Consider the following 23917-nt stretch of genomic DNA (forward strand, 5'->3'; position numbering starts at 1 on the left):
CCGGGCCCAGATGGTTTCGCGGCCCGCTGCCGGGGAAGTCCTGGCCTGTGGCCATTGATCGCATCGCGGACCCCTGGGGCACGCGCACCCCATACGAGCCGGGCACCCGATGGCCGGACCGAGTCGACACCTACCTGGCCGACGGGATCACCGCCGAGTCGGTGGATCGCTGGGTGCAATCGGCGGCGGTGCTGCACTCCAACGGCGACGGTCTGGACATCGCCGTCAAGGACGGCCGGATCGTGGGCGTGCGCGGGCGCGCCGTCGACCGGGTCAACCATGGCCGGCTCGACCCCAAGGATTTGTTCGGCTGGCAGGCCAACGCCTCCGCCGACCGGCTCACCACCCCGATGATCAGGGAGCACGGCGAGCTCAAGCCGTGCGACTGGGACACCGCGATGCAGCGGATCGTCGACCGCAGCAAGCGGCTGCTCGACGGCTACGGCCCCAGCTCGATCGGCTTCTACACCTCCGGGCAGTTGTTCCTCGAGGCCTACTACACGCAGGGCGCCATCGCGCACGGGGCGATCGGCACCAACCATGTCGACGGCAACACCCGGCTGTGCACCGCGACGGCGGCCGAGGCGCTGAAGGAATCGTTCGGCTGCGACGGCCAGCCGGGGTCCTACACCGATGTCGACCATGCCGACGTCATCGCGTTGTTCGGGCACAACGTCGCCGAGACGCAGACCGTGCTGTGGGCGCGGATGCTGGACCGGCTGGACGGCGGCGCGCCGCCGGCGATCGTCTGCGTCGACCCGCGGCTGACGCCGGTCGCCCGGCGCGCCACCGTCCACCTGGCGCCGTTGCCGGGCACCAACGTCGCGTTGATGAACGGGCTGCTGCACGAGATCATCGGCAACGGCTGGATCGACCAGGACTACATCGACTCGCACACAGTGGGTTTCGACGAGCTGCGCGGCCGGGTCGAAGAGTTCGGACCCGAGCGGGTCGCCGAGATCTGCGGCGTGCCCGCCGAGGACATCCGGCATGCCGCCCGGCTGCTGGGCACGGCGCAGCGGCTGCTGTCCACCGTGCTGCAGGGCTTCTACCAGTCGCACCAGGCCACCGCGGCGGCCGTGCAGGTCAACAACATTCACCTGGTGCGCGGCATGCTCGGCAAGCCCGGCTGCGGCGTGCTGCAGATGAACGGGCAGCCGACGGCGGAGAACACCCGCGAATGCGGCGCCGACGGGGATCTGGCCGGTTTCCGCAACTGGTCCAACGACTCTCACGTCGCCGAGTTGGCCGAGTTGTGGAACCTCGAGCCCCTGCAGATTCCGCACTACGCCCCGCCCACGCACGCCATGCAGATGTTCCGCTTCGCCGAGGAGGGGACGCTGCGGATGTTGTGGGTCACCGCCACCAATCCTCTGGTGTCGCTGCCGGAGCTGGCCCGCATCCGCGACATCTTCTCCCAGGAGCGGCTGTTCCTCGTCGTGCAGGACATCTTCCTGACCGAAACCGCCGCGCTGGCCGACGTCGTGTTGCCCGCCGCGGCGTGGGCCGAGAAGACCGGCACGTTCACCAACGCCGACCGCACGGTGCACCTGTCCGAAAAGGCGGTCCAGGCACCGGGTTCCGCGCGCTCGGACCTCGACATCTTCCTGGACTACGCGCGCCGGATGGACTTCCGCGACAAGGACGGTCAACCCTTCCCGCCCTGGACCGATGCCGAGTCGGCGTTCGAGGCGTGGAAGAAATGCAGCGCGGGCCGGCCGTGCGACTACACCGGCCTGAGTTACGAGAAGCTGCGCGGCGGCAGCGGCATCCAATGGCCCTGCAACGCCGAACATCCCGACGGCACCGAACGGCTCTACGCCGACGCGAAGTTCTGGGCGAAACCCGACTATTGCGAGGCGTACGGCAAGGACCTGATCACGGGCGCCCCGCTGCAGCCCGACGAATACCGCTCGATGAACCCCTACGGCAGGGCGATCATCAAGGCGGCCGAATACGTCCCGCCCCATGAGCCGACCAGTCCGGAGTTCCCGTTCGCGTTGATCACCGGCCGCACCGTCTACCACTTCCACACCCGCACGAAAACCGCACGGGCACAGCAACTTCAGCAGGCAGCACCCGAGGTATGGGTCGAGGTGTCGCCGGGCGACGCGCGCCGGCTGGGCATCGCGGAGGGTGAGCTGGTCGAGGTGAGCACGCCGCGCGGCTGCGTCATCGCCCCCGCGCGCATCTGCGGCATCCGCGAGGGCGTGCTGTTCGTGCCCTTCCATTACGGCTACTGGGACACCGGAGCAGGCGGTCATCACCGGGCCGGCAACGAGCTCACGATGACCGATTGGGATCCGGTGTCCAAGCAGCCGATCTACAAGACGGCCGCCGCCCGGCTGCGGAAAAGCCGGGCGCGGCGAGTCGGTGGGAACGGCGCCGCTGCCGCGCCGCCCGCGGCGGTTGCCGAAGCCCTGCCGATGGGGGGTCAGGCGTGAAGCTCAAAATGGCGCTCCGCGAACTGCACCGCTCCGAACGCAAACTGGCCCACGAACTCAACGTGGTCGCCGCGCGACACCACAGCGACCAGGACGTCTGCCACCTGGCGCAGGACCTGGCCGGGTGGTCACGCCATCACCTCGCCGAGCTGGCGCAGCACGGCCGCCATTACGGCCTGCACCTGTCCGCCGATCCCCGCACCGGCGCGATCACGGGTTTTTGGCAATCGCGGCTCAGCGGCCTGCTGCGGCACCGGCCGGAGCCGGGCCTGGTGCTGCTCGCCGACCTACGCCGGATTCACCGGCTGTCGGCGGGGGTGTCGCTGGACTGGGAGCTGCTGGCCCAGGGCGCGCAGGCTGCCAAGGATTCCGAACTGCTGGGCCTGGCCTCGCGCTGTCATCCCGAGACCCTGCGCCAGATGCGCTGGGCCAACGCGATGCTCAAAGAGCTTTCGCCGCAAGTGTTGATGAATTGAAACGGCGAACGCGGTGGCCGCCATCAGCCGCCACCGCGTTCGTCTCGCCTCCTCGCCGCCAGTCTGGCACGTGCGCGCCGAGCCGTCACTTCACCCGGCGGGGCGACGGTTTACCCGGAACCGGTCCAGATATGCCGGCCAGTCCCACGTCGACAGGAACGCCTGCGCCGCGGCATAGCCGCTCTGGTACAGCTCTTCGAGGCGGCCCCTCGAGATGTCGAAGTCGAGCACGCCGACATCGGTCGATTCGACCGGGATCGCGCGCGCCGCGACCCACGGCTGGCTGAGATGGGTCTGGTCGTGGCCGGCCAGCATGGTGGTGACCAGGCTTTCCAGCAACGCCGTCTGCTCGAAGAAGCGCAACGGTTTCAGCGCCGGCATCACGGCGCCGATGCCTTCGGTGAGCCTCGGCAGGACCGTGACCCCGAACGTCGGCCAGCGCGGCGCCCTGCCGTCGGGCCGGTCGAAGGTGTCGATGGGGAAATTCGACAGCACGCCGCCGTCGACGAGGGTGGACGTCGTGCCGTCGGCGCCGGTGAGCTTGAGCGGGCGGTAAAAGAACGGAATCGCCATCGAGGCGCGCACCGCGTCGGCCACCGGCTGCTCGTCGGGGTCCAGGCCGTAGAGCCGTCGATAGTCCCACGGGAACCGCACCAGCTGGGCCGCGGTCAGGTCGGCGACGGTGACCACCAGCTTGTCGCGCCGCCCGTCGAGCAGGCCGTCGTCGTCGAGGTGCAGATCGCCGAAGCAGGTGACCCCGAAGTTCTTCAACTCGCTGCGAATCCAGTCGTGGGCCACGTCGCCGCGGTACATGCTCGAATCGGTGACCAGCCCCCAGGCCGCCCCGAGGTAGGGGACGGGCCCGGCGTCGCGCCACTTACGCAGGGGCACCGAGAAGGCGAGCTCCTTGACCTGCGCGCCGGTCAGTTGACCGTCGTTGGAGCCGGCCGTCAGGATCGCCGCGACCACCGAACCGGCCGAGACGCCGGACACCCGTTTGATCGAATACCCGGCATCCATCAGCGCGACGATCGCGCCCACCAGACCGATGAATTTGACGCCCCCGCCGGAAAGCACGAGATCAACGGGCTTCGGGTCGTCTGCCTCGGGTCCCATCTATTGCTCCGACGAAACCCATTGGTAGGGAAGGAATTTCCCGTCGAACGTGACCACGACGCGGTCACCGGACGGGTGCGACTTCTTCTGCACGTCGACGCTGAAGTTGATCGCGCTCATGATCCCGTCGCCGAACTGTTCGGCAATCAGCTCCTTGAGGGCGCCGCCGTACACCTGCAGCGCCTCGTAGAAGCGGTAGACGGTCGGGTCGGTCGGCACCGAGGTGGGCAGGCCACCCCGCATGGGCGCCGCGGCCAGCACGGGCACCGCCGACTCGTCGAGGCCGAGCATCTCGGCCAGGACGTTGGCCTGCTCGACCGGGATCGGGTGCTGTCCGAGCAGCGCCGCCGTGGTCCACACCACCGGCCTGTCGACGGCGTCGGCCAGCTGTTGCCACGTCAGCCCCTTCGCCAGGCGCGCGACGACGATCTGTTCGGTGAGTTCGCTTCTCGTCATGGCTCCCAGCATGCACGCCGGCGCTCAGCCCGGTTTGGTCGCGGTGACCAGCCGCGTGGAGAACCACGGGCCGCCGTACCACATCCGCCAGCCGAGGTTGCGCCGCCGCACATTGCGCCAGCCCAGTTCGCGCAGCCGCTCGGCGTGCTGACGCGTCTCCCACAGGTCCGCGATCGCGAGCCGGCCGCCCGGCCGCAGCACGCGCACGGCTTCGTCGAGCGCCTGTCGCCGGCCGGCGTGGCCGTCGATGTTGTGGATGGCCAGGTTGCTCACGACCACATCGACGCTCTCGTCGGCCAGCGGCAGCGCGGTCATGTCGGCGGTGTGCACCTCGACGCGATCGGCGACGCCTTCGGCGACCGCGTTGGCCAGCGTGGCCTGCCGCGAGTTGTCCGTCTGGTCCGCCTGCCACAGATCGACACCGATCGCGCGGCCCCGCGGCAACCGCTTGGCCGCGGCCAGCAGCACCGCGCCACGCCCACACCCGAGGTCGAGCACCGTCTCGTCGCCGGCGAGCCGCAGATCGCGCAGAACCCGGTCCCACACAACGAATTTCCCGGACCGCGTCGCGTACATGTACAGGAGCGCGTTCCCCGCGATGCCGGCGCTCGACGCCGCGGCCAGCGCCGCCCTGAGCCGCTTCCCGCGCGCCCAGCTGATCCCCGCCCACACGGCCAGGGCGGCGGCCTGGGCGCCGATGCCTATCGCCTGGGTTCGTGCCGAGACTTTGTGAAAGGACCCGTCGACCCCGTAATCGCCCTGATGGTCATGCACGCCCCTCAGCTTACGACTGAGCAAGTCGCCGAGGGTTTTTCACGCTCTCACCACCGGCCGCGATGCACGACCTCGGAAAACGGCCGGCGATTCGGGGTGCGGATCGGGCGCAGCGGACGATCGGCGGGATAGCCCACCCCGAGCAGGAAAGCCACCAGGTGATCGTCGGGAACGCCCAGGATGGCGCGTGCTTTCTCCTGATCCCCCACCGACGAGTGACCGGTCCCGATCCCCAGGTCCGTGGCCGCGATCATCATCGCCATGGTGGCCTGGCCGATGTCGTAGTTGTCGGTGACCACCCGGCGCTCGTCGGGCGGCACCGGCGCCACGATCGCGATCGCGGCCGGCGCCGCCGCGATGTGGCCGGCGCCCCGCCAGACCGTGGACAGCTCCTGCAGCTGGGCGCGGTCGGTGACGATGACGAAGTCCCAGGGCTGACGGTTTTTGGCCGACGGCGCGCGCCAGCCGGCTTCGGCGATCCGGGTGAGGTCCTCGTCGGTGATCGCGCGCGGCTGATACTCGCGCACGTTGCGCCGCGCACAGATCGCGTCCCAAGCGTCCATCTGATCCCCTCCCGGTCGGCTGTTTTCCCCAGTATCGACGACGCTCGCCGAAGTTTGCGCACGGCCAAATCGGGAAAATCCTGGTGAACCACCCGGGCCTGCCGCTCGTGAACAACCGAATGCCCCCAAGTCAGAAAGGCGGGTAGCCGCCGTGGCAGACAACCTGACGCCGCACTTCGAAGAGGTCCAAGCCCACTACGACCTGTCGGACGACTTCTTCCGGTTGTTCCTCGACCCGACCATGACCTACAGCTGCGCATATTGGGACCGCGGCCGAGATATCACGCTGGAAGAGGCGCAGCTGCGCAAGATGGACCTCTCGCTGGGCAAGCTGGGACTGCGGCCGGGGATGACGCTGCTGGACGTGGGCTGCGGCTGGGGCGGCACCATGCGCCGCGCGATCGAGAAGTACGACGTCGACGTCATCGGGTTGACGCTGTCGGCCCACCAGGCCGCCCACGTGCAGAAGCTTTTCGACGCGATGGACACCGAACGCAGCAGGCGGGTACTGCTGCACGGCTGGGAGGAGTTCGACGAGCCGGTGGACCGGATCGTCTCCATCGGCGCCTTCGAGCACTTCGGGTACGACCGCTATGACGACTTCTTCGCGATGGCGCACCGCGTCCTGCCCGACGACGGGGTGATGCTGCTGCACACCATCACCATGCTGACCCCGCAGCAGATCGTCGAGCGCGGCCTGCCGATGACCGAGGAGCAGACCAGCTTCAACCAGTTCATCGCCACCGAGATCTTCCCCGGCGGCCAGTTGCCGGCGATCGAGATCGTCGAGTTCCACGCGTCGAAGATGGGTTTCAACCTCAAACGCCGGCAGTCGCTGCAGCTGCATTACGCCCGGACCCTCGACCACTGGGCCGAGGCCCTGCAGGCCCACCACAGCGAGGCCGTCGCGATCCAGTCCGAAGAGGTCTACCAGCGCTACATGCGCTACCTGACCGGGTGCGCCGACGCGTTCCGGACGGGCTACATCGACGTCAACCAGTTCACGCTGGCGAAGTAGGCGCCCGGCCCCGGGCGCCGGGGTTTATCGTGACAGCGCAATGCCGCTTCATCTGCACCGCGCCGAGCGCACCGATCTGTTGGCCGACGGCCTCGGCGCTCTGCTGGCCGATCCCCCGGCCGACCCGTTCGCCGCCGAGCTCGTGGTGGTCCCGGCACGCGGGGTGGAACGCTGGCTCAGCCAGCGGCTGTCGCATGTGCTCGGTCGCGCGCGCGGCGGCGGGGTTTCCGGCGGGGTGTGCGCCGGGGTCGCGTTCCGCAGTCCCGGCTCGCTGATCGCCGAAATCGCCGGCACCGCCGACGACGATCCGTGGTCGCCGGAGGCCATGGTGTGGCCCCTGCTGGAGGCGATCGATCACTCGCTGGACGAACCGTGGTGCCGCACGCTGGCAACCCATCTCGGTCACTTCCACACCGGCGCGGAGGCCGAGCTGCGCCGGGGGCGGCGCTACGAGGTGGCGCGCCGGTTGTCGGGGCTGTTCGCCTCCTACGCGCGGCAGCGCCCGCAACTGCTGATCGACTGGTCCGACGGCGACCCGGGCGATCTCGACGAGGACCTGCGCTGGCAGCCGGAGCTGTGGCGGGCGCTGGTGTCGCGCGTCGCGGCCGATCCACCGCACATTCGCCACGCCAAGACCCTCGCGCGGCTGTCCGCGGCGCCCAGCGACCTGCCCGCGCGGCTGTCGCTGTTCGGGCACACCCGGCTGTCCCGCACCGACTCCGAGCTGCTGGCCGCGCTGGCCATCCACCACGAGCTGCACCTGTGGCTGCCGCACCCCAGCGACCGGCTCTGGCGCGCGCTGGCCCGCACGCGCGGGTCGATCCCCCGCCGCGAGGACACCAGCCACCGCGCCGTGAACCATCCGCTGCTCGCCACCCTGGGGCGGGACCTGCGCGAGCTGCAGCGCGGCCTGCCGGCGGACCCGCAGACCGACGAGTACCTGGCCGGGGAAGCGCGCCCGGACACGCTGCTCGGCTGGGTCCAGTCCGACATCGCCGCCAACGCCGTCCGGCCGCAAGGCCGCTCGCTGGCCGTCGACGACCGATCGGTGCAGATCCACAACTGCCACGGCCCGGCCCGCCAGGTCGATGTGCTGCGCGAGGTGCTGCTCGGCCTGTTGGCCGACGACCCCACGCTCGAACCGCGCGACATCCTGGTGATGTGCCCGGACATCGAAACCTACGCGCCGCTGATCGTGGCCGACTTCGGCCTCGGCGACGTGGTGCACGGCGCGCACCCCGCCCACCAGCTCCGGGTGCGGCTGGCGGATCGCTCACTGATCCAGACCAACCCGCTGCTGGCTGTGGCCGCCCAACTGCTGGGGCTCGCCGGTGGCAGGGTGACCGCCAGCGAGGTGCTCAACCTGGCGCAGGCCGCGCCGGTGCGCGCCCGGTTCGGCTTCACCGACGACGATCTGGAGGCCATCACCCGCTGGGTGCGGCAGGCCAACATCCGGTGGGGACTGGACCAGGAGCATCGGCGGCCCTACCACGTCGACTTCGTGCACAACACATGGCGTTTCGGCATCGACCGGATATTGGCCGGCGTCGCGATGTCCGACGACTCGAACGCCTGGATCGACTCCACCCTGCCGCTCGACGACGTGAGCAGCAATCGCGTGCCCTTGGCCGGCCAGTTCGCCGAATTCGTCGCCCGGCTGCGGCACGTGGTCGACTCCCTCACCGGCACAAGGACATTAACCGAGTGGCTGGCCACCCTCGCCGAGGCCACCACGCTGTTGACGCGGGTGCACGAGTCCGACGAATGGCAGGCCGGTCAGGTGCGGCGGGAGTTCGCCGCCGTCCTGGGGCAGGCCGGGCCACGGGGCGACACGGTGCTGCGGCTGCCCGACATTCGCGCGCTGCTGACCCGGCACCTGGCCGGACGCCCGACGCGGGCCAACTTCCGCACCGGCACCCTCACGGTGTGCACCATGGTGCCGATGCGCTCGGTCCCCCACCGGGTGGTGTGCCTGGTCGGCCTGGACGACGGGCTGTTCCCGCGTCTCGGCGTCGCCGACGGGGACGACGCGCTGGCCCCGTGCCCGATGACCGGGGAGCGCGACATCCGTTCGGAGGACCGGCAATTGCTGCTCGACGCGATCGGCGCCGCCACCGAGAAACTGGTGATCACCTACACCGGCGCCAACGAATATTCGGGGCAGCCGCGCCCGCCCGCCGTGCCGCTGGCCGAATTGCTGGATACCCTCGACATCACCACGCCGGAGACGGTGCGCCACCGCGTCGTCGTCGAGCATCCCTTGCAGCCGTTCGACATTCGCAACGTCATCCCCGGCGAACTGGTGCCGGGGGTGCCGTTCAGTTTCGACCCCACGGTGCTGCGGGCGGCGCGGGCGGCCGCCGGCGAACACACCGAGCAACCCAGGTTCATCGCGGCGCCGCTGCCGCCCCCGCCGGCGGACGACATCAACCTCGCCGACCTCGTCGGCTTCTTCAAAGACCCGGTCAAGGGCTTCTTCCGCGCCCTGGAATTCACGCTGCCCTACGACGTCGACGGCGTCCAGGACGCCATGCCGGTCGACATCAGCGGCCTCGAAGAATGGACCGTCGGCGACCGGATGCTGGGCGACATCCTGCGCGGCATGAGCCCCGACGACGCGCGGCAAGCCGAGTGGCGCCGCGGCACACTGCCGCCGGGCCAGCTGGGATGGCGCAAGGTCACCGAGATCCGCGACCAGGCCGCGACGCTGGCGATCGAGGCGATCCGGCATCGGCAAGGCCGCCACCAGGCCGGGGCCACCGCCTACGACGTCGACATCGACCTGGGCGCCGGGCGGCGACTCACCGGCACGGTGTCGCCGGTCTATGACGATGCATTGGTCTCGGTGACCTATTCGAGGCTGGACGGCAAGCACCTGCTCGAGTCGTGGATTCCGTTGCTGGCGTTGACCGCTCACGACCCCGGCCGCGACTGGTCGGCGGTGTGCATCGGCCGCATGCGCCGCGGCACCAGCATCCGGGTCGAGGGGCTGGGGCCGCCGGGCGCCGATCCCGTCGAGGTGCTGCGCGAGTTGGTGGCGATCTACGACGCGGGACGACGGGAGCCGATTCCGTTGCCCATCAAGACATCCTATGCGTGGGCCGCCGCCCGGCACGGCGGCGACGACCCGGCGGCCGAGGCGCGGCGGCGGTGGAAGTCCGGCGACCGCTTCCCCGGCGAGGACCAGGCGCCGGCGCATGTGCGGGCGTGGGGACGCGGCGCTCAACTGGAAGACCTGATGCAGCCGGTGCGGCCGGGCGAGGAGTGCGACGGCGAGGACAACCGGCTCGGCGCCTACGCGGCCCGGCTGTGGCTGCCGATGCTGCGCGCGGAACGGAAGCTCATCTGATGGAACGCTTCGACCTGTTGGGCCCGCTGCCGGCCGAGCGCTCCACCACCGTGCTGGAGGCCAGCGCGGGCACCGGCAAGACGTTCGCGTTGGCCGGCCTGGTGACGCGGTATCTCGCCGACGGCGCGGCCAGCCTGGATCAGATGCTGCTCATCACGTTCGGCCGCGCCGCCAGCCAGGAGCTGAGGGAACGTGTTCGCTGCCAAATCGTCGACGCGGTAAGGGCTTTCGCCGACCCGTCGACGGTCGGCGACAACCAGCTGGTGGCGTACCTGCTGGACGGCACCGCCGATCAGGTCGAGGCGCGCCGGCAGCGCCTCCGCGACGCGCTGGCCGGCTTCGACGCGGCCACCATCGCCACCACCCACCAGTTCTGCCAGCTGGTGCTGCGCTCGCTCGGGGTGGCCGGCGACACCGCCGCGAGCGTGACCCTGCTCGACAACCTCGACGATCTGGTGACCGAGATCGTCGACGACTTGTACCTGGCGCACTTCGGGCAGGAACGCGACGACCCGGCGCTGCATTACTCCGAGGCGCTGCGGCTGGCCCGCGAGGTGGTCAACAACCCGTCGACCCAGCTGCGGCCGCGCGACCCGGACCCCGATTCGCGGGCCGCCGTCAGCCTCCGCTTCGCCAATGACGTTCTGGCCGAACTCGATACGCGCAAGCGCCGCCTCGGCGTCCTCGGCTACGACGACCTGCTGACCCGGCTGGCCGAGGCGCTGGCCGCCGACGGCTCCCCCGCCCGGCTGCGCATGCATCAGCGTTGGCCGATCGTCATGGTCGACGAGTTCCAGGACACCGACCCGGTGCAATGGCAGGTGATCGACCGCGCGTTCAGCGGGCGCTCCACCGTGATCCTGATCGGCGACCCCAAACAGGCGATCTATGCGTTCCGCGGTGGCGACATCGTGACCTACCTGCGGGCGGCGGCGACGGCGGGCCGGCGCATGACGCTGGACACCAACTGGCGCAGCGATTCCGCGCTGGTGGCGCGGCTGCAGGTGGTGCTGCGCGGCGCCCAGCTCGGTGATCCCGCGATCGTGGTGCACGACGTCGGCGCGCGGCACCGGGGCCATCGGCTCGCCGGCGCGCCCCGCAACGATCCGTTTCGGCTACGGGTTGTGTCGCGAAAGACCCTGGGCCGCCGCGGCATTCAGAACCTGCCCATCGACGAGTTGCGGGAACACATCGGCGCCGATCTCGCCGCCGACATCCGCGCCCTGCTCGCCGCCGGCGCCACGTTCGACGGTAAACCGCTGCAGGCCCGCGACATCGCCGTCATCGTGGAACGGCACCGGGACGCGCACGCCTGCTTCGAGGCCCTGTGCGCCGCGGGCGTTCCCGCGGTCTACACCGGCAACACCGACGTGTTCACCTCCGAGGCCGCCGAGGACTGGTTGTGCCTGCTGGAGGCCTTCGACCAACCGCACCGGCCCGGCATGGTGCGCGCCGCCGCGGCGACGATGTTCTTCGGCGAGACGGCCCAGACGCTGGCGGCCGGCGGGGACGCCCTCACGGACCGGATCGCAAAAACGCTGCGGGAGTGGGCCGGCCACGCGCGCGAACGCGGCGTCGCCGCCATCTTCGAAGCCGCCCAGCTGCTCGGGATGCGGGACCGCGTGCTCGGCTGGCGCGGCGGCGAGCGGCACATGACCGACCTGGCGCACGTCACCCAGCTGCTGCAGGAGGTCGCGCACCGCGAGCATTACAGCCTGCCGGCGCTGCGCGACTGGCTGCGCCGGCAACGCGACGAGCGCGGCGGCGCCCCCGAACGCAACCGCCGGCTCGACAGCGACGCCGCCGCCGTCCAGATCATGACCGTCTTCGTCAGCAAGGGCCTGCAATACCCGATCGTGTACCTGCCGTTCGCGTTCAACCGCAACACCCAGGACAGCGATGTGGTGCTGTTCCACGACGAGGACGGCACGCGTTGCCTGCACGTCGGCGGCAAGGACAGCCCTGACTTCAAAACCGTTGAGCGGCTGGGCCGTAAAGAGGACGCCAGCGATGACAGCAGGCTGACCTACGTCGCGTTGACCCGGGCGCAGACCCAGGTGGTGGCGTGGTGGTCACCGGCGTACAACGAACCCAACGGCGGCCTGTCGCGGCTGCTGCGCGGCCGACGGCCCGGCGATCCGGTCGTTCCGGACCGATGTGAACCCGCGAAGGTCTCCGACGACGACGCCCTGGCCCGGTTGCGCGAGTGGGAGACCGCCGGCGGGCCGGTCATCGAGGACTCGGTGGTGGCGCCCGCCCCGTCGCTGCCGCCGGCGCCGGTGCCCAGGCACCTGGACAGCCGCCACTTCCACCGTGCCATCGACACCACCTGGCGGCGCACCTCCTATTCCGGCCTGATCCGGCTGGCTCAGGCCAGCGGGGTCAGCAGCGAACCCGACGTCGCCGGACTCGACGACGAGGTCGGCGACATCCCGTTGACCTCCCCGGTCGCCGGGCCGGACGTGCCCTCGCCGATGGCGGACCTTCCGGCGGGCGCGACGTTCGGCTCCCTGGTGCACGCCGTGCTGGAGACGGCCGACCCTTTCGCCGCGGACCTGGCCGCCGAGCTGGAGGCGCAGATCCGGGAGCATTCGGCGTGGTGGCCGGTCGCCGCGGCGCCCGAGGAGCTGGCGTCCGCGATGGTGCCGATGCACGACACACCGCTGGGGCCCCTGGCGGGTGGGCTGACGCTGCGCCACATCGGGCTGTCGGATCGGTTGCGGGAACTGGACTTCGAGCTACCCCTGGCCGGCGGCGACCGGCCGTCGGCGGGACCGCAGGCCCGGCTGGCGGATCTGGCGCCGCTGTTGCGCGAGCACCTGCCGGCCGACGATCCGCTGGCCTCCTATGCCGATCGGCTGACGGACCCCGCGCTCGGTGACCAAGCGTTGCGCGGGTACCTCACCGGCTCGATCGACGCGGTGCTCCGCGTTCCCGACGGCGCGGGGCACCGCTTCGTGGTGGTGGACTACAAGACCAACCGGCTCGGGGATCCGGAGCGGCCGCTGACGGCCGCCGATTATGACCGGCCACGGATGGCGGAGGCGATGCTGCATTCGGACTATCCGCTGCAGGCGCTGCTGTACTGCGCGGTGCTGCACCGGTTCTTGCGTTGGCGGGTAGGCGATTACGACCCGGGCCGGCACCTCGGTGGTGTCCTGTACCTGTTCGTGCGCGGCATGTGCGGCGCGGACACCCCGGTGCTCGACGGGCACCCGGCCGGCGTCTTCAGTTTGCGCCCGCCGCCGTCGTTGATCACGGCCCTGTCGGACCTGCTCGACGCCCGGGCGGTGCCCGCGTGACGGTGGAGGTGATGTACGCGACCGGGTTGCTGCGCACGTTCAGCGACGCCGGTGTGTTCGAGGCCGCGGATATCCATGTGGCGCAACGGCTCACCGCGCTGACCGGTGAATCCGACGAGCGGGTGGCGCTGGCGGTCGCGCTGGTGGTGCGCGCGCTGCGGGGCGGTTCGGTGTGCGTGGATCTGCGCGCGGCGCCCGCACAGGTCGGCGAGGCCGACCTGCCGTGGCCCAGCGCCGACGACTGGCTGGCGGCGGTGCGGGCCAGCGCGTTGCTGGGGCCGCCGCCGGTGCTGCGGTTCTTCGGCGATCTGCTGTACTTCGACCGGTATTGGCTCGAGGAGGAGCAGGTGTGCACCGACCTGCTGGCCCTTTCGGCCGCCCCCGTATCCGTCGAATCATCAAGCTATGACCGGCTTTTCGGCCCCGGGTTCGAAGAGCAGCGGGCGGCCGCCGAAATCGCGGTGTCGCAGGCGGTGACCGTGCTGACCGGCGGCCCCGGCACCGGGAAGACCACGACGATCGCCCGGCTGCTCGCGCTGCTGGTCGAGCACGCCGAGCGGGCCGGCCTGTCGCGACCCCGGATCGCGCTGGCGGCGCCGACCGGCAAGGCGGCCGCCCGGCTGGCCGAGGCGGTGGCCGCGGGAGCCGAAGGGCTCGGCGCGGTGGACCGGGCGCGCCTGGCCGGCCTGCCGGGGACCACGCTGCACCGGCTGCTGGGTCCCCGGCCCGATACGTCGGTGCGGTTCAGGCACAATCGCGCCAATCGGCTGCCGCACGACGTCGTCGTGGTCGACGAGACGTCGATGGTCTCGTTGACGATGATGGCCCGGCTGGCCGAGGCGGTGCGGCCGGATTCCCGGCTGATTCTGGTCGGCGACCCGGACCAGTTGGCGTCGGTGGAGGCGGGCGCCGTGCTGGCCGACCTGGTGGACGGGCTGGCCGCCCGCGACGACGTGCGGGTCGCCGCGCTGCGCACGCCGCACCGATTCGGCACGTCGATCGGCGCGCTGGCCGAAGCGATCCGGGTCGGCGACGCGGACCGGGTGGTGGAGCTGCTCGCGGCCGGCGGTGAGCATGTCGAGTGGGTGGATTCACCGCGCCCGGCCGACCGGCTGCGCGAGGTGCTGGTCGCGCACGCGCTGCGGCTACGGTCGGCCGCGCTGCTGGGCGCGACCCACGAGGCGTTGGCCACGCTCGACGAACACCGGCTACTGTGCGCCCACCGGGAGGGGCCGTACGGGGCGGCGCACTGGAACACGCTGGTGCAGAAGTGGATTGCCGAGGCGACCGGACAGCCGGCGTGGTCGCAGTGGTACGCCGGGCGCCCGCTGCTGGTGACGGCGAACGACTACGGGCTGCGGCTCTACAACGGCGACACCGGGGTGGCGGTCGCCGGCGCGGAGGGCCTGCGGGCGGTCATCGCCGGCGCGGCCGGGCCGCTAGACTTCGCGACCAGCCGCCTCGGCGAGGTGGAGACGATGCACGCCATGACCATCCACAAGAGTCAGGGCAGCCAGGCCGATGAGGTGACCGTGTTGATACCGCCGGAGGATTCGCGGCTACTGACGCGGGAACTGTTCTACACGGCCGTGACCCGGGCGCAGACCAGGGTGCGGGTGGTGGGGCCCGAGGCCTCGGTGCGCGCGGCGATCGAGCGCCGGGCGATGCGGGCCACCGGATTGCGGCAGCGGCTGCGGGCCGACGCCGCCGCGACGTGACCGCCGGCGGGGACGACGGCGACGGTCCCGCCCCCACAACGCAACCCGTGTCGCGGCGCGGCCCCCTCGTGCGGCTCGCCGTGTTCGCGGCGTTTCTGGCCGTGGTGTTCTATCTGGTGGCCGTCGCGCACGTCATCGACATCGAGGAGATCCGGCGGGTGGTGTCGGCCACCGGGCCGGCCGCCCCGCTGACCTACGTCGTGGTCTCGGCCGTGGCCGGCGCGCTGTTCGTGCCGGGCTCGATCCTCGCCGCGGGCAGCGGGTTGTTGTTCGGTCCGCTACTGGGCGTGTTCGTGACGCTGGGCGCGACGGTGGGCACGGCGATCGTGGCGAGTTTCGCCGGCCGCCGGGCGGGCCGCGACAGCGCCCGCGCGCTGCTGGGCGCGCGGCGGGCCGACCGCGTCGACGCCCTGATCGGGCGCCGCGGACTGTGGGCGGTCGTCGGGCAGCGGTTCGTCCCCGGGATCTCGGATGCGCTGGCCTCGTACGCGTTCGGGGCGTTCGGAGTCCCGTTGTGGCAGATGGCCGTTGGCGCGTTCATCGGTTCGGTTCCGCGGGCATTCGTCTATACCGCGCTGGGCGCCTCGATCGGCAACCGGTCGTCGCCGCTGGCGTACGCGGCGATCGCGGTGTGGTGCGTGAGCGCCATCGTCGGCGCGTTCGCCGCGCATCGCGGGTACCGGAAATGGCGTGGGCACGGCCGCGAGCGCGACCACGCCTCGCGCCCGGATTCGTAACACCGGAACGCGCTCGCCGGTTTTCAGCGAGCCGGGCCCAGCATCGTCTTCCACCCCTCGTCGCCGACATTGGCCGAATTCGCAACGGAATAGACCACGCCGTCGGGACCCACGACTTTGCCGCTGCGCACGTCGTAAAGCGCCGTGGGCAGCGCGCTCGGCGTGTAGGTGCACGGGTTCGGCTGCTGCCCGTTGCACCAGACGGTGCCCGATCCCGGCCGCTGCAGCGGATCGCTGATCGGCGGCGGCGTGCCCGGCAGCCGATCCGCTGGCAAGGGGTTGAGGCCGTTGTTGACCGACGGCGCCGGAATCACCTGACCCGGTTTCACCGGTTGGTCACAACGCGCGCTGGGCGCGGGGCAGGTGAGGATCTGATCGGGGTCGCCGTACCAGGGGTTGGTGCCGAGCGGCGCATAGGGTTCGGGGCTGCGGCACTCGCGCGGGGTCGCCGCCCGTTTACCGGGCCGGTCCACGCAGGGGTAATTGCGCGCTCCGCGAACCACATTCGTCGCGTCCATCGGAATCTTGCAGTAGGTGCCCGCCGGCAGCGGCGCGGTGCCGGTATCCGCCGGCGACCGCCACTCCGATGCCGACAGGAAGCCGGTGAGGCACGGCGGCGGCTGGTTGAGTGAGATGGCGCCGACGCCGAGGGCGGCCTGGCCGGGAGACTGCGCAGTCACCGACTGGGCGATCGCGCCCGACTGCGGCAAGAACACCAGCGCCTGCTCAACACCGTTGTGGTAGCGCTTGAGCATGTCGATCACGACCTCGAGATTGGCCAGCGTCTGCGGCAACGACTCCCGCACGTCACCGAAGGTGGTGTTCACCTGCGCGGCCGTCGGCGCCGCGTTGGCCAGAATGCTTCGCACCGCCTGATCGTGCTGCGCGGTCTGCGCGGCCAGCGTGTTCAGATTGGCAGCCCAACGGCCGATCGTGTCAGCCGAATCGGCCTGGCTGTCGATGATGGGCGCCGAGCGTTCGATGATGTCGTCGACATCGTCGACGCTGCCGCGGAAGTCGTGGGCGATCGCCTGGGTGGCGTCCACCAGCCGTCGCAGCGACGGCCCCAGCCCCCCGAGGGCCTGCGACGTCTCGTAGAGCAGTGAGGCGATCTTGTCCTTCGGCAGCACCGCCAGCCCACGGTTGGCGGCATCGAGCGCGGGACCGATCTGGCTGGGAACCGTGCTCTTGCTGATCGTCTGACCATTGGCCAGGTACGGGCCCCGGTTGGCGCTCGATACCAGGTCGATGTATTGCTCCCCCACCGCCGAGACCGAATGCACGTTGGCCGAAGCGTCGGCCGGTATCTGGTAGCCGTTCTCGATGCTCATCGTGGCGCGCGCGCCGCGCTCGGTCGGTGCGACGCCGGTGACCTTGCCGATGGTGATCCCCCGGTAGGTGACGTTGGCCGTTCGATACAGGCCCCCCGACTGCGGCAATTCGGCATACAGGGTGTACCGGCCGACACCGGCCAGGCTCGGTATCCGCAGGTAGTACCAGCCGAGAATTACCACCGCGGCCACCGCCACCGCCGTCAGGAGCGCCAGCTGGGTTTTGATCAAGCGGGGCAACATCTTTCATTCGCCCCTTTCGACCAGCGGCCCACCCGGGGCGTCGTTGGGGTTCGGCGTATAGCGGACGTCCGGGATCATGGTGTCCGGGTCCCGTCCCCACGACTGCTCGAGCGCCCGCAGCGCCCCGGACAGTCCGGTGCCGGTCAGCATCGTGTTGTCGATGGTGGAAAGCGTCAGGTCGAGCGCGGCGGAGACGTTGACGTAGTCGCCGCGGATCACCTGGGCGACGTCGTCGATGTTGAACGGCGCGGTGAGGCCCAATTTCAGCGCGCCGGCCAGGAACGGGGAGGCCAGGACGAGTTGGCCGAGCGGCCGCTGCAGCGACCGTAGGCTGCGGTGCAGGTTGGGCCTGGCGTCGGTCAAGGCGCGGTCGGCGGCGCTGCTGAACCGCCCCAGGGATTCGGTGGCGTTGGCGAACAGTTCGCGGGTGTCGGCGAAATGCTGGATCAGCGGCGGGATGTCGGTCAGGACCCGGTCCAGCGTGTCCTTCCGGTTCGCGAAGATGGTCAGGAGTTGGTTGGTCGAATCGATCGCGCGGGTGAGGTCGTCACGCTGGCGGTTCAGTTCGGTGATGAAAGTGTCCAATCGACCGAGGAATTCGCGGATCTGATCGGCGTGCCCATCGAGGACCTTGACGATCTCGGTTTGGATCGCGTCGAGGTTCGCGATGCCGCCGCCATTGAGGATCACCGCGACGCTCGCCAGCGTTCGTTCGACGGTCGGGTAGGCCGAGGAATTCCTCAGGGGAATGGTGTCGCCGCTCTTCAATTGCTGAGCGGACGGGTTTTTCGGCGCGGCCAGTTCGACGTGCTGGGTGCCCAGCAGACTGGTCTGGCCGATCCTGGCGGTCGCATTCGCGGGGAGCTTCACGCCGGGATCGAGGTCCAGCCGCAGGGTGGCGATCCAGTTCTTCAGGGTGATCGCACGCACCGTGCCGACCCAGACGTCGGCGACCCGCACCCGGCTATTGGTGTTCAGCGCCAGCGTGTCCGGCATCTGTACGTAAATCGTCACATGGTCGCCGCCGGTGCCGCGGCCGATCGGTAGCGGCACGTCGGCGATGCCGCGCCAATTGCAGGACGTCAACATCGCCGCCAGCAGGCAGACGAGGCCGCGGCGGCCAGCTCCGACCATGGCTCGCCGCAGTGGTGTTTTCGTCGGCTTGCCGTTCGCGTTCACTGGCCGGGCCCCGGCTGTGCCGGCCGCGGAAACCACGGCGGGGGTGCGGGATTCGACTCGTCGTAGGCGTTCGGCGGTCCCGGCGCGGTGGCCCCCGCCGGCGGGGGCGCGGCGATGTCCTGACCGCCCATGAGCTCGGTCAGCGATTCGGGGGTGAGCATGCCGGCGGTGGCCGGCTGGACGTGCGTGCCCTGCATCCCTGGCGCGACCACCCAGCCCGGCTCGTGGTTGCCGTGCGAAAAGGGTGTGTCGCGCGAGAAGATCCCCGGGACGGTGGTGTCCTTGTATCCGGGCGGGGGGCGCAGTCGCTCTTCGGAATACGCCACCTCCTTGGGCAGGGTGGCCGCCGAGTTGAACAAGTTCAAGCTGGCCGGCGGGTAGTTGAATTTGATGGCGTCGAGCACCGGCGCCAGATACTGCGCGCACAGCTCGGCCGAGTCCTGATAACCCAGCCGGCTGCCGGCCTGAATGGCGCTGCAGATGAAATGAACGGGGTTGGCGAAGTTGGGGAACACGAACAGGCCCACCAGCGAGCTGTGTGCGGGTTCGTAGAGGTTGTTGAAGTTGCCCGCAAAGGTGGGCAGCACGTGCAAGGCGGTTTCCAGGCCATCCCGCGGCTCGGGTTGCAGGATTGTGGTGGTCACGTCGGCGAGGTTGTCGACATCATGGGACAGCGTTGCCCCGTTGTCGCTCAGGAACTTTCGCGCGGCGTCGAGCACGTCGTCGAGATGGGTGATGGTGTCGCCGACGTCGTGGTCGGATTTGGTGAACCAGTCGGTGAACTGGGCCAGGTTGTCGTTGAGCGCGACGAACTGTTGCTTGTGCTGGTAGAGCGCGGTGACGAACTGGGCCAGGCTTTTGGTGATCGCGACGAAGTCGCCCCGGCCCTCGTTGAGGGCGGTCAGCGCCTGCGACAGGCTGTTCAGGGTTTCGTTGACCTGCCTGCCCTTGCCGGCCAGGTTGTCCGCGGCCGATTCGATGACATCGCCGAACGGCCCCGCCGGCTGCTGGGGTGTGGGCCCGAGCTGCCGCAGGATGCCGTTGATGGAGTCCCGCAGCTGATCCCACTCGACGGGCACCTGGGTGCGCTCGATCGGGATGACCTCGCCGTCGGTCAGCACTGGGCCGCCGGTGTAGGGCGGTGACAACTGGATGGTGCGCGAGGCCACCAGGCTGGGGTTGAGAATCACGGCGGTGGCCTTGGCGGGCACCTTGTACTTGTTGTTGTAGTGCAACGTGACTCGCATCTTGTCGCCGGCCGGCTCGATCTTGTCGATCGAACCGACCCGCACGCCCATGATCTGAACCCTGTCGCCCGGGTACAGCGCCAGGGTCTCGGAAAAGTACGCGACGACGGTGGTGGTGGTCAGCTTCCGGTAGAGCTGCACCCCGGCGGCGGCGGCGACGAGGACGAAGATCGCCGCCAACGCCGCGCTGATCACGACCCGGGCAGACAGTCGGGGCAATCGCAGGCTGCGGATGTCGAAGATGGTGCTCACCGGTCGCTACCTCCCGTCCCGCCGGGCGCGACGGACGGCGCCGGGTTCAGATTCTCGGTGCGCGATCCCGGCGGGGCGTGCGCGGGAAGCGGCACCGGGGTGCCGGGAACGTCCGGCGGCGCCTCACCCGGGCGGCCCGCGGACGGGATGCCGGGGCCCGGCGGGGGGCCGTAAGGGTTTGGCTGCGATGGCCCGACGTCCAGTGGCGCCGGAAAGCCGCCGGGGACCGGGCCGAACGGGCCGTGCTCGGAAGCCGCGCAGGGCAACGGATTTCCGGGCCGTGGCGGGTTATCGGCCGCGGGGGTGTACGAACACGGCGATCCCGGCGGCACGGCCGGCCCCGGATGCTCCGGGGTGCCCTCCAGCACCGGCGGCGCCGGCGGCGGTGCGCCGTTGGGAAATCGGGTTCCGTTGGGGTCGGGCCAGCGGAACTCCGGTAATCCGGCGCTGCGCCAGAAGTTCTCCGGGTCGATGCCCCGCTTCTTGAACGCCGCGTCGACCCACGGCTGAAGGACTTGGTAGGGCAGCAGATTCGCCACGATCGCCTTGAAGAACGGCCCGGACGCGACCGCCTCGGTCAGGGACGCGGTGTATCTGCTGACCAGCACGAGCACGTCGGACAGCTCCTTTTTGCGTTTGACCAACTCGTCGCTGACCGTGCCCAACTGCTGTAACACGTGGTGCGCGTTGGGGTTTTCCTTGATGAATCCGGACACCTGGGTGGACACCGCCGACACGTTGCTCAGCAGAACGCTCAGCGCCTGGCTGCGCTCGCGGAACGCGGAAAGCAGCGTGTTGGCGTTGACCAGCAGCCCGTCGACCTGTTGGCTGCGGTCGCCGATGACGCGAGTGATCTTGTCGGCGTTCGCCAGTAACTGCTTGATCTGGTCGTCCCGATTCCCGATGGTGCCCGAGAACTTGGCCACGCCGTCGAGGGCGGCCTTCAGGTGCGGCGCGGTCTGATCGAACGTCTCGGACAACACGTTCAGCGACCGCTTGACGACGTCGATGTTCCAGTCCGTCGCCGCCTTCGTGACATCGACGAACGCGTCGTAGATCTGATACGGCGTCGTGGTCTGGGCCGAGGGGATGATCCCGTTGGGCCGGAGCGGATCCGAGCCGCGGGGCTGTATCGCCATGTTTTTGCGCCCCAGGAAGGTGTCGGTGCGGATCGCGGCGCGGCTTTGCGCCCCGATCGTCTTGCCGGGCATCGAAAAGCCAACCAGGACACGGTCGCCGCGGATCTCCAGCGAGCGCACCAATCCGACGTTCACCCCGGCGATTTCCACCTTGTCGCCGGGGCTGATGCCACCGGTGTCGACGAATTGGGCGTAGTAGGTCGGCGTGGCGAACAGCATCGGCACGCTGGTGAAACTCTGTCCCACACCGACAACGAGCAGCGTCACCAGCGTGCCCATCAGACCGACGCGGGTGCGGTTGAACTCCGTCAGCGTCCTCATTGCGGCGTGCACCTCCCGGTCGGCTGCCCGAAGAGTTTGACCGTGCGTACCGGACCGCCGGGCTGTAACCCGTTGACCTTGACCGAGATGTCACACAGGTAGAAGTTGTAGAAGTCGCCGTAAATGCCGCCGGCACGGCCGATCACACGGAACGCGTTCGGCAGTTTGGCCAGCACGTCGTCGACCGTCGGCAGGTCGTTGATGAGCGATTGCTCGATGCCCTCGAGGTGTCCGAGCGTGTCGTGCAGCACCGGCCGTTCGTCGCGGAGCAGATCGGCCACGGTTCCCGCCGCGTCGCTGATGTGTGCCACCGCCGCGGCCAGCGGATCGGCCCTGTTCTTCAATCCGGTGATGAGCAGTTCCAATTTGTCGACCGTTCGGTCGAATTCCTTCTCGTGCTTGACGGTGGTGGCCAGCACGGTATTCAGGTTGTTGATGACCTCACCGATCGCCTTGTCGCGGTCGGCCAGCGCCCCCGTCAGTGCGGCGGTCTGGTCGAGGATGTCGTTGATGGTCGCACCCTGCCCACCGAACACGGTGATGATCGACTGGGCGATGCTGTTGACCTTGTTCGGATCCAAAGCCTTGAAAAGCGGGCGGAATCCTCCGATCAGCGCGTCGAGATCCAGTGCCGGCTGGGTGCGCTCGAGCGGGATCATGCCACCCGGGGGCAGCCGTTGGCCGCTGTTGCCGTGTTTGAGCTCCAGGTAGCGGTCGCCGATCAGGTTGAGGTAGCGGATCGAAGCGGTCGTCGCCCGGTCCAGTGGCAGCGTGCGATCCACGTTGAACTCCACCAACACCCGCGTGTCCCGGTCGGTCAGCGTCACCTTGGAGACCTTGCCGACCTCGACCCCCGACGCGCGCACGAATTGCCCCTCCCGCAATCCGCTCGCGTCGGTGAAGGCCGCGACGTACCCGGTGGTGCGATCGAATCGCACCTGGCCGAACACGATGATGATCATCACGGTGAACATCGCCAGCACCAACCAGAAGATGCCGAGTTTGACTGCCGTATGAGTGGTCTTCATGGGTTGATCGTGTTCTCCCCGTATTGGCGTCCCCAGACGTATTCGGTGGCCAGCGGCTGACCGATCTCGAAGTGGTTGTAGGGCGCGACGCTGGCGCCGGTGTCCATGACCAGGTACGGGGCGGGCCAGAGTTCTCGGGTGATCTTCTGCCAGCAGCCGGGCCGCCCGCCCGGGCCCCCACGGGCGTTCACCCGCGGCAGGTTGTCGGGATACACGTAGGGATTGGGCGCACCGATGATGGACCCGGCGGCCGCCAACGAATAGCCGTTGCCGCCCGCCGCTTTCGCGACTTCCGGGGCGGCGTCGTGGAAGTTGCGGACCATGCAGAACAGTTCGGGGCTGTAGGTGTCGAGGAGGTCGGCGGTGGGCACCAGATCGGCGGCGCCGCGCGCGAGATACGGCCCGCCCCTGGCGAAGATGTCTTCGCCGTTGCGCCCGACGCCCACCGCCGCCAACAGCGCGGCGTCCAGGTCCCCCTGCTGTCGGGTCAGGGTGCGCGCGGTGGTCACCGCGTTGCGCAGAAAGTCGAACAGGTCGGGTGAGGCCCTGGTGTATGCGTCGGCCAGGTCCGCCAACCGCCGCACGTCATGGCGGATCTGGGGCATCCGTGGATTCAACTGCGCCAGAATGGCATTCCCGTTGACGATGGATTCACCGAACCTGCCTCCCAGCCCGTCCAGCGCCTGCGCCAGCGCGGACAGCGTCGCGTTCAGCTCGATCGGATTCACTTTCTCGGCTATCGAGGTGACCGTCTCGAACAACGTGTTGAATTCGGTGGTCACCGACCGCGCGTCGATCACGTCATGCGGTGAGATGCGCCGCCCTGCGGGCTTTTCCGGTGCGATCGGCGATGTCAGTGACACGTACTTGTTGCCGAACAGGGTGGCCGCCTCGATGTTGGCCACCACGTTCGCCGGAATCAGGTCGACGGAGCGTGGATCCACGTCCAATGTCAGCTTGGCCGCCGGCGCACCGTCGCGCTCGATCTCGGAGATGGCGGCCACCCGGCCGATCTCGACGCCGTTGTAGGTGACTTTGGAACCCGGCTCCATCACCAGGCCCGCCCGCGTGGCGACCATCGTGAGCTCGGTCTTGGGTGTGAACTCCCCCCGAAACTGCAGATATACCAGTAGCAAGACCAGCCCGCAGACCACGACCAGGATCACGCCCTCGACGTACACCCACGCGCGTCGGCGATTCCGCGGCATCGGCGTCGTCATGGCG

The 23917-nt window shown here is 69.6% G+C and carries 17 protein-coding genes; 7 read left to right on the top strand and 10 right to left on the bottom strand.

All coding sequences use genetic code 11. The features are described from left to right. Nucleotides 1-47 precede the first annotated feature (47 nt). Both JF781_RS15465 and JF781_RS15470 read left to right on the top strand, forming a co-directional pair. Nucleotides 48-2444, top strand: a complete 2397-nt coding sequence (locus JF781_RS15465) for a molybdopterin oxidoreductase family protein (protein ID WP_225328335.1) — start codon at nt 48-50, stop codon at nt 2442-2444. Continuing rightward, on the top strand, nt 2441-2920 hold the full coding sequence (locus JF781_RS15470; RefSeq protein ID WP_225328336.1) for a hypothetical protein: 480 nt from the start codon (nt 2441-2443) through the stop codon (nt 2918-2920). Before JF781_RS15465 ends, JF781_RS15470 begins: the two co-directional genes overlap by 4 nt. A 90-nt stretch (nt 2921-3010) precedes the next feature. Here JF781_RS15470 and JF781_RS15475 read toward each other — a convergent pair whose 3' ends face one another. From JF781_RS15475 to JF781_RS15490, 4 genes are read right to left on the bottom strand one after another with little or no spacing between them, the layout of a single operon-like run. Then, complete coding sequence (locus JF781_RS15475; protein ID WP_225328337.1) at nt 3011-4036, bottom strand: patatin-like phospholipase family protein; 1026 nt, start codon at nt 4034-4036, stop codon at nt 3011-3013. Beyond that, a complete protein-coding gene (gene cynS / locus JF781_RS15480) occupies nt 4037-4504 on the bottom strand; it encodes a cyanase (protein ID WP_225328338.1) in 468 nt (155 codons plus the stop codon). Between the two features lie 12 nt (nt 4505-4516). Beyond that, complete coding sequence (locus JF781_RS15485) at nt 4517-5266, bottom strand: class I SAM-dependent methyltransferase (RefSeq protein WP_225328339.1); 750 nt, start codon at nt 5264-5266, stop codon at nt 4517-4519. Nucleotides 5267-5313: 47 nt separating this feature from the next. Further along, on the bottom strand, nt 5314-5829 hold the full coding sequence (locus tag JF781_RS15490; RefSeq protein WP_225328340.1) for a nitroreductase family protein: 516 nt from the start codon (nt 5827-5829) through the stop codon (nt 5314-5316). A gap of 151 nt (nt 5830-5980) precedes the next feature. On the opposite strand from JF781_RS15490, the gene JF781_RS15495 reads away from it, so the two are divergent. The 5 genes from JF781_RS15495 to JF781_RS15515 are packed head-to-tail and all read left to right on the top strand — an operon-like array spanning nt 5981 to nt 15953. Then, nucleotides 5981-6847, top strand: a complete 867-nt coding sequence (locus tag JF781_RS15495; protein ID WP_225328341.1) for a cyclopropane mycolic acid synthase family methyltransferase — start codon at nt 5981-5983, stop codon at nt 6845-6847. A 40-nt stretch (nt 6848-6887) separates the two neighbouring features. Beyond that, complete coding sequence (recC, locus tag JF781_RS15500) at nt 6888-10196, top strand: exodeoxyribonuclease V subunit gamma (RefSeq protein WP_225328342.1); 3309 nt, start codon at nt 6888-6890, stop codon at nt 10194-10196. Then, on the top strand, nt 10196-13498 hold the full coding sequence (recB, locus tag JF781_RS15505; RefSeq protein WP_225328343.1) for an exodeoxyribonuclease V subunit beta: 3303 nt from the start codon (nt 10196-10198) through the stop codon (nt 13496-13498). Before recC ends, recB begins: the two co-directional genes overlap by 1 nt. Then, nucleotides 13495-15216, top strand: coding sequence for an exodeoxyribonuclease V subunit alpha (gene recD, locus JF781_RS15510; protein WP_374109709.1), 1722 nt, complete (start codon nt 13495-13497; stop codon nt 15214-15216). The genes recB and recD overlap by 4 nt, the downstream gene beginning before the upstream one ends. Then, nucleotides 15213-15953, top strand: coding sequence for a TVP38/TMEM64 family protein (locus JF781_RS15515; RefSeq protein WP_225328344.1), 741 nt, complete (start codon nt 15213-15215; stop codon nt 15951-15953). Before recD ends, JF781_RS15515 begins: the two co-directional genes overlap by 4 nt. A gap of 23 nt (nt 15954-15976) precedes the next feature. Here JF781_RS15515 and JF781_RS15520 read toward each other — a convergent pair whose 3' ends face one another. From JF781_RS15520 to JF781_RS15545, 6 genes are read right to left on the bottom strand one after another with little or no spacing between them, the layout of a single operon-like run. Further along, nucleotides 15977-17527: an MCE family protein gene (locus JF781_RS15520; RefSeq protein WP_225328345.1), complete on the bottom strand. Its 1551-nt coding sequence runs from the start codon at nt 17525-17527 to the stop codon at nt 15977-15979. A 3-nt stretch (nt 17528-17530) separates the two neighbouring features. After that, on the bottom strand, nt 17531-18661 hold the full coding sequence (locus tag JF781_RS15525) for a virulence factor Mce family protein (RefSeq protein ID WP_225328346.1): 1131 nt from the start codon (nt 18659-18661) through the stop codon (nt 17531-17533). Nucleotides 18662-18702: 41 nt separating this feature from the next. Then, complete coding sequence (locus JF781_RS15530) at nt 18703-20205, bottom strand: virulence factor Mce family protein (protein ID WP_225328347.1); 1503 nt, start codon at nt 20203-20205, stop codon at nt 18703-18705. Continuing rightward, complete coding sequence (locus JF781_RS15535; protein WP_225328348.1) at nt 20202-21665, bottom strand: virulence factor Mce family protein; 1464 nt, start codon at nt 21663-21665, stop codon at nt 20202-20204. Before JF781_RS15535 ends, JF781_RS15530 begins: the two co-directional genes overlap by 4 nt. After that, the gene (locus JF781_RS15540) at nt 21662-22693 is read right to left on the bottom strand and encodes a virulence factor Mce family protein (protein WP_225328349.1); all 1032 of its coding nucleotides are present in this window, start codon (nt 22691-22693) and stop codon (nt 21662-21664) included. Before JF781_RS15540 ends, JF781_RS15535 begins: the two co-directional genes overlap by 4 nt. Further along, complete coding sequence (locus JF781_RS15545) at nt 22690-23913, bottom strand: MCE family protein (protein ID WP_225328350.1); 1224 nt, start codon at nt 23911-23913, stop codon at nt 22690-22692. The genes JF781_RS15540 and JF781_RS15545 overlap by 4 nt, the downstream gene beginning before the upstream one ends. Between the last annotated feature and the right edge of the window lie 4 nt (nt 23914-23917).

Origin of the sequence: Mycobacterium sp. WUMAC-067 (assembly GCF_020217485.1) — a bacterium.
Taxonomy (GTDB): domain Bacteria; phylum Actinomycetota; class Actinomycetes; order Mycobacteriales; family Mycobacteriaceae; genus Mycobacterium.